Here is a 14,827-nt window from a genome sequence, read left to right as displayed (position 1 = left end):
TCGAGTCCGCGGTGCCGAGTGTGGCGCGGAAGCGGGTCGTCCGCGAAGGGTATTCGAGCTGACGGCGGTCCTGTGGCGGGTTGTCGAGTCCGCGGTGCGGAGTGCGGTGCGGAAATGGGTCGTCCGCAAAGAGCATTCGCGCCGACGGCGGTGGTCGGTGTCGTCGCTCCCCTCGGCGGATCGGCTGAGGGGCCGGATGGCGGCGACCGGGCGCACTATGCGCGAGGACCGGGATCGGCGGGGGCAGGCCGGACGCGAGTCGGGAACCGGTAGATCACGAGTCGTCGGGCGAGCTCTTCGCCGATCCGATCCGGTCCGATCGGCCGCACGGTGCTCGGGGCAGGAAGGAGGCCGCGAGAGGTGCGCGGCCGGGGGCGCGTCGACTCCTAGAGCAGGTCGCTCACGTCGTCGGGGACGTCGACGGCGTATTTGCGCAGGATGTCCATGGAGATCACTTCCAGGGCGTTCTCGTGGGTGGCCGCCAGCACCACGGGCGCGGCGACGCCGTCCTCGTGCGCGTGCAGCCAGCGCACCGCCACCACGCACCACCGATCGCCCGGCTGCAGGCCGGGGAAGTTGTTCTCCGGGCGCGGCGTACTCAGGTCGTTGCCGATGGACGCCTGATGTTCGAGGAACTCGGCGGTGACGACGGTGCACACGGTATGGCTGCCCAGATCCTCCGGCCCGGTGCTGCAGCAGCCGTCCCGGTAGAAACCGGTCACAGGATCGGTGCCGCACTCTTCCAGCGGCCCCCCAAGCACGTTTCGATCGGTCACGTCGCCGATCCTATTGTCAGTTCGCGAGAAGTTCCGCAGGACAAGAAATCTCGGGGGCTGTGTCTGGGCCTCGCGCGTGGCGTGATAATGCGCTTCTCCACCTCGGCCGACGGCCACGCGCGGGCCGTCGGCGGACCGCGTTCGCCTGCGGTGGGATGCGTACCGCCGTGCGCGCGGAAGCTGCCGACGGACGTCCGCCGGCGGCGCGTGTCCGTGGCCGCCGGGTCCGTGATCGAGCCCACACGGCGCGGCGCGCCGAGTCCCGCCGGACGGCCCGGTCGGCGGCCTTCGGCGGACCGGGCCTATCAGCGGCGATGCGACGTTCTGCAAGGATGGTCGACGTGAGTTCCGAAGCCTGGATTCTGATAGCCGCGATCGCCGCCCTGCTCGTGGTCGCGTTCGTTGCCGGATTCGTCCTGTACAAGCGCCGCCGCGTCTCGATCGCGGCGCCGACGCCGGAGAAGGAGCTGACCGACCGGTCGGGCGGCTACACGGCCACGGGCGGGTTCAACTTCAGTCAGGGCGGCGCGGCCACCGCGACACGCCCGGAGCCGACCCTGGAACGAACCGACACCGAGGGGCAGCCGCACGTCGGTGACGACGCGGCCATACCGCGCGACGCGCCGCGGCGCGGCATCACCAACGTGCCGCTGCCGGAGGCCGACATCCTCGCGCAACCCGAGGGAGCGACGGCCGCGCCGGTCGAATCGGACCAGGCCGATGCCGCGACCGACGTGACGGAGGTCGCTCCCGAATCGCAAGCCCCCGCGGATTCGCAAGCCCCCGCCGACACGGAAGCCCCCGCGGAGACGCAACCGGTCGACCAGACCCCGGTCGAGCAGCCCACGGCGTCCGACCCGGCACTCACCGAGCCCGAGACCACCGTCGAACCGGCCCCGGCCGTGCCCGACACCGCCGCCGCCGCCGAGGCCGCCCCCGAACTCGAGACGATCGAGCCCACGGCGGGCCGCCTGGTGCGCCTGCGCGGCCGCCTATCCCGCTCGCAGAATGCGGTCGGCAAGAGCCTGCTCGGCCTGCTCGGCGGCGGCGACCTGGACGAGGATTCCTGGGAGGAGATCGAGGACACCCTGGTCCTCGCCGATCTCGGCACCGCGAGCACCACCGCCGTGGTCGGTCGCCTGCGCGAGGAAATGGCCGCGCGCAGCGTGCGCACCACCGATCAGGCCCGCGCCGTGCTACGTGACGTGCTGGTCGAGGCGCTGCGCCCCGAGCTGGACCGTTCCATCCGCGCGCTGCCGCACGACGATCATCCGTCGATCCTGCTGGTCGTCGGCGTCAACGGCACCGGAAAGACCACCACCACCGGCAAGCTGGCCAGGGTCCTGGTCGCCGACGGCCGCCGGGTGCTGCTCGGCGCGGCCGACACTTTCCGCGCCGCGGCCGCCGACCAGTTGCAGACCTGGGGCGAGCGGGTCGGCGCGGAGACGGTGCGCGGCAAGGAGGGCGCCGACCCGGCCGCGGTCGCGTTCGACGCGGTGAGCGCGGGCATCGAGCGCGGCATCGACGTGGTGCTCGTGGACACCGCGGGCCGTCTGCACACCAAGACCGGCCTGATGGACGAGCTGGGCAAGGTCAAGCGCGTCGTGGAGAAGAAGGCCGCGGTCGACGAGGTCTTGCTGGTGCTCGACGCCACCGTCGGGCAGAACGGTCTGATGCAGGCGCGAGTGTTCGCCGAGGTCGTCGACATCAGCGGCGTGGTGCTCACCAAACTGGACGGGACCGCCAAGGGCGGCATCGTCTTCCAGGTGCAGCACGAGCTCGGCGTGCCGGTGAAACTGGTCGGTCTGGGTGAAGGCGCGGACGATCTGGCGCCGTTCGAGCCCGGCGCGTTCGTGGACGCGCTGCTCGGCTGAGCCCCGCTTCCACACCGAATCGAACGGCCGAGCGAAGTACCGCTCGGCCGTTCGCCGTTTGCGCATCGATAGCGGGCGATCTCGGCCCGATGCCGTCTCCGGGCTGCCTCGATGGTCTTTCTCTCGAGACTTTCGCCGCCGTCCTCGAGAGTTCCGCCGCGCCGCTCGGTGAACGGAAAGTTTGCGGTGTCCTACTCACAGGTAACCGGTCGTCGCGGTGCGTGAACGCTAACCTCACAGCTGGGTGGAAACCTGTGGTGTACACCACGAAACGTGGAAGCAACACAACCGCGCCATCCGTTCACGCAGGCGCAACACGACAGCTCAACGGATGAAACACCGAATGGCGACCCTTCTGTGCAGGTCCATTTGCCGAAGGCGGCTGGGCTTGAGATGAGGAGGACAGTAAGGTGGCATTTCCCGTAATCGGCGCGCCAGACGCCGGTGACACCGCATGGATGCTGGCCAGTTCAGCACTCGTGCTTCTGATGACACCCGGACTCGCGTTTTTCTACGGCGGCATGGTCCGCAGCAAGAACGTGCTGAACATGATCATGATGAGCATCAGCGCCATGGGATTGGTAACGATCCTGTGGGCGTTGTACGGCTTCTCCATGACCTTCGGTGAGGACAAAGCGAACCTCATCGGTGACCCGGGGCAGTATTTCGGCCTGAAGAGCGTTTTCGGCGGTAGCTACCTTGCCTCCACCGATCCAGAGGCCCCGGCCGCGATTCCGTTGAACGGAACCATTCCGCTATCGGTGTTCGTCGCGTTCCAGTTGATGTTCGCGATCATCACCGTCGCACTCATCTCGGGCGCAGTTGCCGATCGCCTGAAGTTCGGCTCCTGGCTGCTGTTCGCAGGCATCTGGGTCACCGTCGTGTACTTCCCGGTCGCGCACTGGGTCTTCGCCTTCGACGGCTACACCGGTGAACAGGGCGGCTGGATCGCCAACAACCTCAAGGCCATCGACTTCGCCGGTGGCACTGCGGTCCACATCAACGCCGGTGCCGCCGGTCTCGTGCTCGCCCTGATCCTCGGCAAGCGCAAGGGCTGGCCGCAGACCCCGTTCCGTCCGCACAACCTGCCGTTCGTGATGCTCGGCGCCGGTCTGCTGTGGTTCGGCTGGTACGGCTTCAACGCCGGTTCGGCCGTCGGCTCCAACGGCATCGCGGGCGCCACCTTCCTGACCACCACCATCGCCACCGCCGCCGCCATGCTGGCCTGGCTTGTTGTGGAGAAGATCCGCGACGGCCACCCCACCTCGCTGGGTGCGGCCTCGGGCATCGTCGCCGGTCTTGTCGCCATCACCCCGGCTTGTTCCTCGGTGAACGTGGTCGGCGCGCTGGCCATCGGTGTGGTCGCGGGCGCGCTGTGCGCCCTGGCGGTCGGCCTGAAGTTCAAGTTCGGCTTCGACGACTCGCTCGACGTGGTCGGCGTGCACCTGGTCGGCGGTCTGGTCGGCACCCTGATGGTCGGTCTGGTCGCCGCGCCCGAAGCTCCCGCGGCGGTCGAAGGCTTGTTCTACGGTGGTGGGATCGAGCAGTTGAAGCTGCAGGCTGTCGGTGCGTTCACCGTGCTTGCGTTCTCCCTGGTCGCTACGGCCGTGATCGCTTACATCGTGAAGTTCACGATCGGACTGCGCGCTACGGACGAGGGCGAGTCGGTGGGCCTGGACGAGTCCGAGCACGCGGAAACCGCATACGATTTCGCTGCTGTGGGTGGCACGGCACGCTCGCTCGTCAAGGAGGCATGACGACATGAAACTGATCACCGCAATCGTCAAACCGTTCACGCTCGAGGACGTCAAGTCCGGACTGGAGCAGGCGGGTGTGCTCGGCATGACCGTCAGCGAGGTGCAGGGCTACGGGCGGCAGAAGGGGCACACCGAGGTCTACCGCGGCGCCGAGTACTCGGTGGACTTCGTGCCGAAGGTGCGGGTCGAGGTTGTCGTGGACGACGCGTCGGTCGACAAGGTCGTCGAGGTGATCGTCGAGGCCTCGCGCACCGGCAAGATCGGTGACGGCAAGGTCTGGGTGACCCCGGTGGAGTCGATCATCCGTGTGCGGACCGGCGAACGCGGTACCGACGCTCTGTAACCGCGGGGCGATGCCTCGGGCTCGGAGGCGGACACACAGCGTGACCACGAAGGGCCCGTGAGCGACGCACATGCGATACGGGAGAAACGAGCGGCGGCCCCGCTCCCACCGGACAGCCCGGTAGGGGCGGGGCCGCACGCATTGAATGGGCGGTGGGTTGTGGGTAGCAGTAGCGGAAACGGCAAGCAGGACAACGGCGAGCGGGTCTCGAACGCGGCGGCCGATCTGGTCGCGGCGCGCAATCAACTGCTCGACGGCGGCGTGCCGCGCAATCCGCGGCTGGATGCCGAGTCGCTCCGGTCGGCGCTGGTCGATCTCTTCGAACTGTGGCTCACCAGCAAGGGCGCCGAACTGGGCATCACCGCCGACAGCGGCCTCGCCGTGGTGGCGGTCGGCGGGCTCGGGCGCCGGGAGATGCTGCCCTACTCGGATCTGGATCTGGTGCTGTTGCACGACGACGTGGATCCGGCCAGGGTGGCCGAGGTCGCCGACCAGCTCTGGTACCCGCTCTGGGACGCCCACATCAAACTCGACCACAGCGTGCGGACCGTCCCCCAAGCGCTGCGGGTCGCCAACGACGATCTGATCGCGGCCCTCGGCATGCTCGAGGCGCGGCACATCGTCGGCGACGTGGAGTTGAGCAACCTGCTGATCGGCGGGGTGCGCCGCGAGTGGCGCACCGGGATCCGCAACCGGTTCGACGAGCTCATCGCTCAAGCCCAGGCCCGGTGGCAGCGCAGCGGCGAGATCGCGCACCGCGCCGAGCCCGATCTGAAGAACGGCCGCGGCGGACTGCGCGACATCCAGCTGCTGGACGCGCTGGCCGTCGCCCAGCTGACCGACGCCATGCCGGGGCTCGGTCCGGATGTGCCCGGCGGCGGCGTGAAACAGGCGCAGCGACGTTTGCTCGATGTTCGCACCGAACTGCACCGTGTCGCGGGACGGTCCCGCGATCAGCTGCGCGCACAGGACGCCGACGAGATCGGCGCCGCCCTGCGCATCGGCGATCGGTTCGATCTTGCTCGCACCCTGAGCGATTCGGCGCGGACGGTGAGCTACTCCGTCGACGTCGGGCTGCGCACCGCCGCCAACGCGCTGCCGCGCCGCGGTCTCGCCCGCTTGCGCCGCATGCCGGTGCGGCGACCACTCGATGAGGGGGTGGTCGAACACGCCGGCGAGGTGGTGCTGGCCAGAGACGCGCGGCCGCAGCGCGATCCCGGGCTCATCCTGCGGGTCGCGGCCGCATCGGCGCAGACCGGGTTGCCGATGTCGGCCACCACGCTGAACCGCCTGTCCGAGGACGCGCCCGAGCTGCGCGAGCCGTGGCCGAAGGACGCGCTCAACGATCTGCTCGTCCTGCTCGGCGCCGGGCGCGGCACCATCGACGCGATCGAGGCGCTCGATCGCACCGGGCTGTGGGGCAGGCTGCTGCCGGAATGGGGCGCGGTGCGGGATCTGCCGCCGCGCGACGCCCTGCACACCTGGACCGTCGACCGTCACCTGATGGAGACCGTGGCCTACGCGAGCGCGTTGAGCACGCGCGTGGCCCGCCCCGACCTGCTCGCGCTCGGCGCGCTGCTGCACGACATCGGCAAGGGCCGCGCGGGAGATCACAGCGTGGTCGGCGCCGAACTGGCCACCCACATCGGCCGCAGGCTCGGGCTGTGGCCCTCCGACGTGCGCACGCTCAGCGCCGTGGTGCGCCACCACCTGCTGCTCCCGGAGACCGCGACCCGTCGCGACCTCGCGGACCCGGAGACGGTGCAGTTCGTCGTCGACGCGCTCGACGGCGACGGGCAGCTGCTGGAGCTGCTGCACACGCTGGCCGAGGCCGATTCGCTGGCCACCGGCCCCGGCGTCTGGGGTGACTGGAAGGCCTCGCTCATCGGCGATCTGGTGCGGCGCTGCCGCACGGTGATGGCGGGCTTGGAACTGCCGACGCCCGAACCGATCGCTCCGGATTTGCTGGCCAAGGCAGCGGCGGGCGGCGTTCACGTCGACCTGAAGCCGGGCGATGGCAAGTACACCTATGTGGTCACGGTGATCGCGCCGGACGCGCCGGGTCTGCTCTCGGACGCGGCGGGCGTGCTCGCGCTGCATTCGTTGCGGGTGCTCTCCGCCGCGCTCGGCGGCGAGGGCGAGTCGGCCGTCAATACCTTCGTCGTCTCGCCCAAGTTCGGCGACCCGCCGGACGCGGGTCTGCTGCGCCAGGAACTGATCAGGGCCATCGCCGGAGATCTGGACCTGCCCGCGTTGCTCGCCAAGCGCGAACGCGAGGCGACCGGGGTGGGGCCGAGCAGGTACGCCCAGGCCCAGCCGCGAATGATCTGGTCGCCCGCCTCGATGCCCGGCCAGGTGATCCTGGAGCTGCGCGCCGAGGACCGGGTCGGGCTGCTGAGCCGGTTGGCCGCCGCGTTCGCGAGCTGCGGCGCCAATGTGCGCTGGGCGAAGGTGGTCACCATGGGGTCGGCCGTGGTCGACGCGTTCTGCCTGGAGCTGGGCGCCGACGACGGGGTGCAGCGCCGCGCCGCCATCGAGAAGGCCGTCCTGGACGTGGTGCCGCGGCCCGCGCCGAAGACCGACACCGCGGTTTCCGACACTGTTTCCTGAGCGGCGACGGCGCCCGACGGCCGCGTTGCAGGCGATTTGCTGGATCTTCTCTCCGTGTGGCGTGACGCACCCTACTATCAGAGCGTCTGGCTATCGCGAGCGAGGGGAGCAGGTCGGTGGCAATTGAGGTTGTTTCGGCTTCGATGATGACGAGCGACGAGACCACGCACATGGCGCGGTGTGTCGGCGGAGATCGATGGGTCGTTTCCTGGTTGCCCGGCCGGACCTTGACCGGACGGCAGGCCGTGACCGCGATGACCATCGCCTCCACGGTTTCCACCACGCCGGACGCGCCGGAGGGTGCGGACTGGACGATTCTCGACGATCTGGCGCTCGTGCTCGGGCTGACCGGCCGGGAGGCCGCGTACATGGTCCGGCTGGAGAACCACGACTACCGCAAGACTTCCAAACCACGCCGTCGCGCGCTCGAATAAATACCGCGCTCCGCTCTCAGGACGCACCGCCTGCACGAACACGCGGGCGATCCCATTACGCTGGGAGGAAGTTGACGTCACTCGAGATCAGGAGCGCGATCGGTGTTCGAATCCCTGTCCGACCGGCTTACCGGTGCCCTCAAGGATCTGCGTGGTAAGGGGCGTCTGTCACCGGCCGACATCGACGCCACGTGCCGCGAGATCCGCCTCGCACTGCTCGAAGCCGACGTCGCGCTGCCCGTGGTGCGCGGTTTCATCGCGAAGATCAAGGAGCGCGCCAAGGGCGCCGAGGTCTCCGCGGCGCTGAACCCGGCCCAGCAGGTCGTCAAGATCGTCAACGAGGAACTGATCAACATCCTCGGTGGCGAGACCAGGCGGCTGAACCTGGCCAAGAACCCGCCGACGGTGATCATGCTCGCCGGTCTGCAGGGTTCCGGTAAGACCACGCTGGCGGGCAAGCTCGCCAAATGGCTGAAGGGCCAAGGGCATCAGCCGCTGCTCGTGGCCTGCGATCTGCAGCGTCCCGGCGCCGTCACCCAGCTGCAAGTGGTCGGTGAGCGCGCGGGCACTCCCGTGTTCGCGCCGCACCCGGGCACGTCGGTCGGTGGTGGCGCCAACCCGCTCGGCATCTCCGCCGCCGACCCGATCGAGGTCGCGCGCGCCGGTGTCGAGGAGGCGCGCACCAAGCAGTACGACGTGGTCATCGTCGACACCGCCGGTCGCCTCGGCATCGATCAGGAGCTGATGCGCCAGGCCGCGGGCATCCGCGACGCGGTGCAGCCGGACGAGACGCTGTTCGTGCTCGACGCCATGATCGGCCAGGACGCCGTCAACACGGCCGAGGCGTTCCGCGACGGCGTCGGCTTCAGCGGCGTGGTGCTCACCAAGCTCGACGGCGACGCGCGCGGTGGCGCGGCCCTGTCGGTCCGCAACGTCACGGGCCAACCGATCATGTTCGCCTCCAGTGGTGAGAAGCTGGAGGACTTCGACGTCTTCCACCCGGACCGCATGGCCAGCCGCATCCTCGGCATGGGCGATGTGCTCACCCTCATCGAGCAGGCCGAGCAGGTCTACGACGCGCAGCAGGCCGAGGAGGCCGCGCGCAAGATCGGCAGCGGCGAGCTCACCCTCGAGGACTTCCTCGAGCAGATGCTGGCGATCCGCAAGATGGGCCCGATCGGCAACCTGCTCGGCATGCTGCCCGGCGCGGGCCAGATGAAGGACGTGCTCGCCCAGGTCGACGACAAGCAGCTGGACCGGGTGCAAGCCATCATCCGCGGCATGACCCCGGCCGAGCGGGACAATCCGAAGATCATCAACGCCTCCCGCCGCCTGCGCATCGCCAACGGCTCCGGCGTCCAGGTCTCCGAGGTCAACCAGCTCGTGGACCGCTTCTTCGAGGCCAAGAAGATGATGGCCATGATGGGCCGCCAGATGGGCCTGCCCGGCGCGCGCCGCGGCGGCAGCAAGAAGGGCAAGAAGGGCAAGAAGGGCGGACGCGGCCCGACCCCGCCGAAGGTGCGCGGCGGCCTGCCCGGCATGGGTGGCATGCCGGGGATGCCGGGGATGCCCGCGGGCATGCCCGACCTGTCGAACATGCCCGCGGGGCTCAACGAATTGCCGCCGGGCCTCGACGGTTTCGATTTGTCGAAGCTCAAGTTCCCGAAGAAGTAGGAGCGCCCGAGACGCGTCGCCCGTTGTGCCGTGAGCGCAACGGTTCGGCGGTTTGCCTGCGTGCACCGCGACGTCTTCTGCGCGCTCGGGGAGCCGCGCACGCTCGGTCCGCGGTCTGGCATGACACCGAGCTGTGTTGTTGGGAGCGCGCCGTCACGACGGTCGCCTGAGCCGTCGGTTGCGACCTTTCAGGGCCGACCGACGCGGGCGGCCCGGAAGTAGGTTTGGGACAGCCGAAATCGCCGGAGGAGGTTGCTGTGCATCTACGCGGGGTGGTTCTGCCGGACGACGAGGTGCGCGATCTCTGGGTGCGCGACGGGCTGGTCTCCTTCGAGCCGGTGCCGGGCGCCGAAACCCTGTGCGCCACAGGGTGGATCGTGCCCGGCCTGGTGGACGCGCACTGTCACGTCGGCATCCGGTACGGCGGCGGCCACGAGGATCGCGAGGGCGCGATCGCCCAGGCGGTGACCGATCGCGAGGCGGGCGTGTTGCTGCTGCGCGACGCCGGGTCGCCGATCGACACACGCTTCATCGATGAGCACGACGAGCTGCCCGAGATCATCCGGGCGGGCAGGCACATCGCCCGGCCCAAGCGCTACATCCGCGAACTCGGCATCGAACTCGACGACGAACGCGATCTGCCGGAGATCGTGGCCGAACAGGCGCGGTTCGGGGACGGCTGGGTGAAGATCGTCGGCGACTGGATCGACCGCTCCGTCGGCGACCTGCGCCCGCTGTGGAGCGACGCCGTCCTGAAAGAGGCCATCGACGCCGCGCACGCCAACGGCGCGAGGGTCACCGCGCACGTGTTCGGCGAGGACGCCCTGCCCGGACTGATCAACGCGGGCATCGACTGCCTCGAGCACGGCACCGGCCTCACCGCCGAAACCATCGAGATGATGGTCGAACGCGGCACCGCGCTGGTCCCGACCCTGATCAATATCGACACCTTCCCGTCCATCGCCGACGGCGCAGGCAAGTTCCCCGTCTACGCCGCCCACATGCGCGACCTGCACCGGCGCGTCCGCCGCACGGTCGCCGCCGCGCACGAGGCGGGCGTGCCCATCTACACCGGCACCGACGCGGGCGGCTCCATCCGGCACGGCCGCATCGCCGACGAGATCATCGCCCTCACCGGCGCGGGCTTGTCCGGGCACGACGCACTCGGCGCCGCCTCCTGGAACGCGCGCACCTGGCTCGGCCGCCCCGGCATCGAGCACGGCGCCCCCGCCGATTTCGTCGTCTACCGGGAAGACCCCCGCGTCGCACCGGCAACCCTCACCACGCCCGAATACGTCGTCCTACGCGGCCGCCTCCACCGCTCCGCCGACCCGGTCACCGGCCACCGCTGACCGCGATACGCAGGTCGTCGGCGCGCCCGATACCCCAAATGGAGTACTAGAGTCCATAGTGTTCTACCGATACCGTTTCCGCGGAGCACGGATCGGCGGGCGCCGAACGGTCGGATACGACGGGAGCTCGACGGACATGATGACCAGCGAGGCGATCGAGCCCGAAGTGCGAAACCCTGTGGAAGACTTCGCATGACGATTTCGCCGTTGCCCAGGCTGCTGACGATGGCCGATTGGGCCGAGCTGCCGGAAGACACGAGCAGCCATATCGAACTTCAGGAGGGCGTGCTCATCGTGTCGCCGCGGCCCAAGCGCCAGCACGTCCGTGCCGGGTATCGCCTGGCCCGGCAGCTCGAGCCCCAGCTTCCCGCAGGGCTGGAATCATTGATCGAATTCGAGGTATGCGTCGACGCAGGCGCCGAGCCGACCGTGCGCGGGCCGGATCTGGTCCTCACGCAAACGGACGGGCCGGAGGATCGTCTGGCAGCCTCCGACGCTCTTCTCGTCGTCGAGATCATCTCGCCCGGTTCGCGCCGGACCGACACGGTCACCAAGCCCTTCGAGTACGCCGCCGCCGGCATTCCGCACTACTGGGTCATCGACCCGGTCGCACCGATCAGTCTCACCGCTTACCGCCTCGCGGGCGAATTCGGTTACTTGGAATCTCCGGCGGTGACCGGCGAATTCGTGACCACCGTGCCGTTTCCGTTGCGGATCGATCTCGACGCACTCGTGTAGTCCACGCGATGAATCCGGGTCCCTCGCGCCGTCTGAAGTAACGGACGGATGCTACGAACGGGAGGTCGGCGGATGCGGGATCTGGTGGTGACGGAGAACGTCACGCTCGATGGGGTGATCGATGCGACGGAGGGCTGGTTCACCGTGGGTAACGACGCGGTGGACGACGAAGCCGACATCCTCGCCGAGCTGATGGACCACACCGCCGCCTGCGACGCGGTGCTGTTCGGGCGCGTCACCTTCGAGGACATGCGTGGCTACTGGCCGCAGCAGACCGATGATCAGACCGGTATCACCGACGATCTCGACCAGATGGCGAAGTACGTGGTGTCGCGCTCGATGGACGAACCGGGATGGCGGAACTCGACGGTGTTGCGCGGCCTCGACGAGGTGCGCGCGCTGAAGGACCAGCCGGGGAAGGACATCGTCTGCACCGGAAGCATCGGGCTGGTGCACCAGCTGGTCGAGGCCGGGCTGGTGGACGAGTACCGGTTGTTCGTCTACCCGGTCGTGCTCGGGCGCGGCGCGCGGCTGTTCGCCGAGGGCGCGCGGATTCCAGCGCTGCGGCTCGTCGAGAGCAAGCCGTTCCGTTCCGGAGTGGTGCTGCTGCGCTACCGCCCCGCCTGATTTGCCGCGAATTCTGCTGGACGCAGGTTGTCCGTCGGCCCGTGCGAGCGGCGTCGTTGCCGACACGATCCGAGGTGTTTGCGCGGGGGCACATCGGTCCGCCGGTCGGGGCCGGGTCCGGTCGCGCACCGCCTGAACAATCAGTTCAGGATCGCGTTGACGGCCGATCCGATGCCGCGCAACCCCGCGCCGACCATACGGAACAGCAGCGGCGCGGCATGGATCGCCGCTTCCGCCGCGACCTCGCCGCTGACCTCGCGCGCGGCCTCGCGCTTGAAACTGGTGCGCCTGGCGTTGCGTCGCCGGAAGATCCCCATGACCGGTTATTGCGGCCCGGCCTCGAAACGTTGCATTCGGGCCGGCACCCGCCGGTATCGTCGACCGCGCCACGGAAGCCCTCCTCACCGAGGTCGAGAGGCGATTTCGGGTGGCGAGGCCCGGTCTGGCAGAATGGACCACCGTCCTTCCGGACAGTGTCAGCCCGTCTCCGGTTACGTACCGCGCGGCGGTCACACACTTCAAGCGCGAAACCGGGCTCGCAGACCGTGCGGGTCGCTGAATTGCGCCGTGACCAACTACCTGAAAGAGGCAGATCAGCATGGCTGTTCGCATCAAGCTCACCCGCATGGGCAAGATCCGCAACCCGCAGTACCGCGTCGTCGTCGCGGACGCCCGCACCCGTCGTGACGGCCGGGCCATCGAGTCCATCGGCAAGTACCACCCGAAGGAAGAGCCGTCGCTGATCGAGATCGACTCGGAGCGTGCGCAGTACTGGCTGGGTGTCGGCGCGCAGCCGACCGAGCCGGTCCAGCGCCTCCTGGAGATCACCGGTGACTGGCAGAAGTTCAAGGGCCTCCCGGGTACCGAGGGCACGCTGAAGGTGAAGGCGGCCAAGCCGTCCAAGCTGGACCTGTTCAACGCCGCGCTGGCCGCCGCCGAGAACGAGCCGGTCGCCGAGGCCGTCACCCCGAAGAAGAAGGCCAAGAAGGACGAGGCCGCTGAGGCCGCCACCGAGGCTGCCGAGTAATGAGCGCGGTAGTGGCCGATGCCGTCGAGCACCTGGTGCGCGGCATCGTCGCCAATCCGGATGACGTCCGCGTCGAGCTGATCACCGGCCGTCGCGGGCGCACCGTCGAGGTGCACGTCCACCCCGAGGACCTGGGCAAGGTGATCGGCCGTGGCGGACGCACCGCGACCGCGCTGCGCACCCTCGTCGCAGGCATCGGCGGCCGGGGCATCCGGGTCGACGTGGTCGACACCGATCAGTAGATGGAACTCGTCGTAGGGCGGGTCGCCAAGTCGCACGGCGTGCGCGGCGAACTCGTCGTCGAGGTCCGCACCGACGAACCCGATGAGCGTTTCGCGGTGGGCACCACTCTGCGTGGTCGCCTGCCGCGCTCGTCGGAGGTTCGCGACTTCACCGTGGAGTCGGCCCGCGAGCACTCGGGCCGGCTCCTCGTGTTTCTCGCCGGAATCGCCGACCGCACCGCCGCCGACGCGCTGCGCGGCACGCTGTTCCTGGTGGACAGCGACGACCTGCCACCCTCGGACGATCCGGACGAGTACTACGACCATGAGCTGGAGGGTCTCACCGTTCAGCTCACCGACGGCGCCGTCGTCGGGACGGTCACCGAGGTGCTGCATTCGGCTGCGGGAGAACTGCTTTCGGTGCGTGCCGCCGACGACGGCCGGGAGATCCTGATCCCGTTCGTCACCGCGATCGTGCCCACGGTGTCGCTCGCCGACCGGCTGGTGGTCATCGATCCGCCCGAGGGCCTGCTCGATCCCGAGTGATGGGCACGACACGCGCTGTCGCGGCCGGGCGCGGCGAACTCGGTGGAACGAAGGGGCTGGGATGAGGCTCGACGTCATCACGATCTTTCCGGAGTACCTGGAGCCGCTGCGGACGGCGCTGCTCGGCAAGGCCATCGACAAGGGATTGATCTCCGTCGACGTGCACGACCTGCGGCGCTGGACGCACGACGTGCACAAGTCGGTCGACGATGCACCGTACGGCGGCGGCCCCGGCATGGTCATGAAGCCGACCGTGTGGGGCGACGCGCTGGACGAGGTGTGCCCCGACGACGCGCTGCTCGTGGTGCCGACTCCCGCGGGCGTGCCGTTCACCCAGGACACCGCCCACCGCTGGGCTGCCGAGCGACATCTGGTGTTCGCCTGCGGCCGCTACGAGGGCATCGATCAGCGCGTGTTCGACGACGCCGCGCGCCGGGTGCGTGTCGAAGAGGTGAGCATCGGCGACTACGTCCTCATCGGCGGCGAGGCCGCGGTGCTGGTGATGACCGAGGCGGTCGTGCGGCTGCTGCCCGGCGTGCTCGGCAATCAGCAATCCCACCAAGAGGATTCGTTCTCCGACGGCCTGCTCGAAGGCCCCAGCTACACCCGGCCGGTCAACTGGCGCGGCCTGGATGTGCCACCGATCCTGCTCTCCGGCGACCACGCGAAGGTCGCCGCCTGGCGCCGCGAACAGTCCCTCGCCCGCACCCGCGAACGCCGCCCGGACCTGCTACCACCGGACTGAGGACGGCGCCTGGTGGTTGCGCGTGTGACCGCACACGTCGCGCCGTGATCGTACGGTCAGTGTCTCCGAACACCTTCGAGATCCGCGACCGCGGGAGGAGCCC

General features: G+C 69.2%; 15 protein-coding genes. 13 read left to right on the top strand and 2 right to left on the bottom strand.

Annotated features, from left to right (window positions below; genetic code table 11):
- Positions 1–386: 386 nt before the first annotated feature.
- Positions 387–776, bottom strand: coding sequence for a DUF2237 family protein (locus NL1_RS29915; protein WP_067846299.1), 390 nt, complete (start codon positions 774–776; stop codon positions 387–389).
- 332 nt (positions 777–1,108) lie between these two features.
- Between NL1_RS29915 and ftsY the strand changes: the two genes are divergently transcribed.
- The 9 genes from ftsY (at position 1,109) to NL1_RS29870 (ending at position 12,185) form a co-directional block, all read left to right on the top strand.
- Positions 1,109–2,650 carry a signal recognition particle-docking protein FtsY gene (ftsY, locus tag NL1_RS29910; protein ID WP_373862608.1) on the top strand — a complete coding sequence of 514 codons (1,542 nt, stop codon included), beginning with the start codon at positions 1,109–1,111 and terminating at the stop codon, positions 2,648–2,650.
- A gap of 458 nt (positions 2,651–3,108) precedes the next feature.
- Entirely contained in the window at positions 3,109–4,407 is a 1,299-nt protein-coding gene (locus NL1_RS29905; RefSeq protein ID WP_174553485.1) for an ammonium transporter, read from the top strand.
- Positions 4,408–4,411: 4 nt separating this feature from the next.
- Positions 4,412–4,750: a P-II family nitrogen regulator gene (locus NL1_RS29900; protein WP_040868325.1), complete on the top strand. Its 339-nt coding sequence runs from the start codon at positions 4,412–4,414 to the stop codon at positions 4,748–4,750.
- A gap of 159 nt (positions 4,751–4,909) precedes the next feature.
- A complete protein-coding gene (locus NL1_RS29895) occupies positions 4,910–7,360 on the top strand; it encodes a [protein-PII] uridylyltransferase (RefSeq protein WP_156095124.1) in 2,451 nt (816 codons plus the stop codon).
- A gap of 116 nt (positions 7,361–7,476) precedes the next feature.
- Positions 7,477–7,794 (top strand): hypothetical protein, encoded by a 318-nt coding sequence (locus tag NL1_RS29890; RefSeq protein ID WP_245673645.1) that lies wholly within the window; start codon positions 7,477–7,479, stop codon positions 7,792–7,794.
- A 102-nt stretch (positions 7,795–7,896) separates the two neighbouring features.
- On the top strand, positions 7,897–9,468 hold the full coding sequence (gene ffh / locus NL1_RS29885) for a signal recognition particle protein (RefSeq protein ID WP_067846286.1): 1,572 nt from the start codon (positions 7,897–7,899) through the stop codon (positions 9,466–9,468).
- A 257-nt stretch (positions 9,469–9,725) separates the two neighbouring features.
- The gene (locus NL1_RS29880; protein ID WP_067846283.1) at positions 9,726–10,820 is read left to right on the top strand and encodes an amidohydrolase family protein; all 1,095 of its coding nucleotides are present in this window, start codon (positions 9,726–9,728) and stop codon (positions 10,818–10,820) included.
- 192 nt (positions 10,821–11,012) lie between these two features.
- Positions 11,013–11,558, top strand: a complete 546-nt coding sequence (locus NL1_RS29875; RefSeq protein WP_067846280.1) for a Uma2 family endonuclease — start codon at positions 11,013–11,015, stop codon at positions 11,556–11,558.
- Between the two features lie 72 nt (positions 11,559–11,630).
- Positions 11,631–12,185 carry a dihydrofolate reductase family protein gene (locus NL1_RS29870; protein WP_067846277.1) on the top strand — a complete coding sequence of 185 codons (555 nt, stop codon included), beginning with the start codon at positions 11,631–11,633 and terminating at the stop codon, positions 12,183–12,185.
- 140 nt (positions 12,186–12,325) lie between these two features.
- Here NL1_RS29870 and NL1_RS37925 read toward each other — a convergent pair whose 3' ends face one another.
- A complete protein-coding gene (locus NL1_RS37925; protein ID WP_156095123.1) occupies positions 12,326–12,502 on the bottom strand; it encodes a hypothetical protein in 177 nt (58 codons plus the stop codon).
- Between the two features lie 281 nt (positions 12,503–12,783).
- Between NL1_RS37925 and rpsP the strand changes: the two genes are divergently transcribed.
- From rpsP to trmD, 4 genes are all read left to right on the top strand, one after another.
- Positions 12,784–13,212, top strand: coding sequence for a 30S ribosomal protein S16 (rpsP, locus tag NL1_RS29865; protein WP_067846274.1), 429 nt, complete (start codon positions 12,784–12,786; stop codon positions 13,210–13,212).
- On the top strand, positions 13,212–13,454 hold the full coding sequence (locus NL1_RS29860; protein WP_067782143.1) for an RNA-binding protein: 243 nt from the start codon (positions 13,212–13,214) through the stop codon (positions 13,452–13,454). The genes rpsP and NL1_RS29860 overlap by 1 nt, the downstream gene beginning before the upstream one ends.
- Entirely contained in the window at positions 13,455–13,979 is a 525-nt protein-coding gene (gene rimM, locus NL1_RS29855) for a ribosome maturation factor RimM (protein WP_067846271.1), read from the top strand. It begins immediately after the preceding gene.
- A gap of 61 nt (positions 13,980–14,040) precedes the next feature.
- Positions 14,041–14,724, top strand: coding sequence for a tRNA (guanosine(37)-N1)-methyltransferase TrmD (gene trmD, locus NL1_RS29850; protein WP_067846269.1), 684 nt, complete (start codon positions 14,041–14,043; stop codon positions 14,722–14,724).
- The last annotated feature ends 103 nt before the right edge of the window (positions 14,725–14,827 follow it).

It is taken from the genome of Nocardia lijiangensis NBRC 108240 (assembly GCF_001613045.1).
Classification (GTDB): domain Bacteria; phylum Actinomycetota; class Actinomycetes; order Mycobacteriales; family Mycobacteriaceae; genus Nocardia; species Nocardia lijiangensis.
The sequence above is the reverse complement of the archived record's forward strand: the minus strand, read 5'-3'. Positions and strand labels throughout refer to the sequence as shown.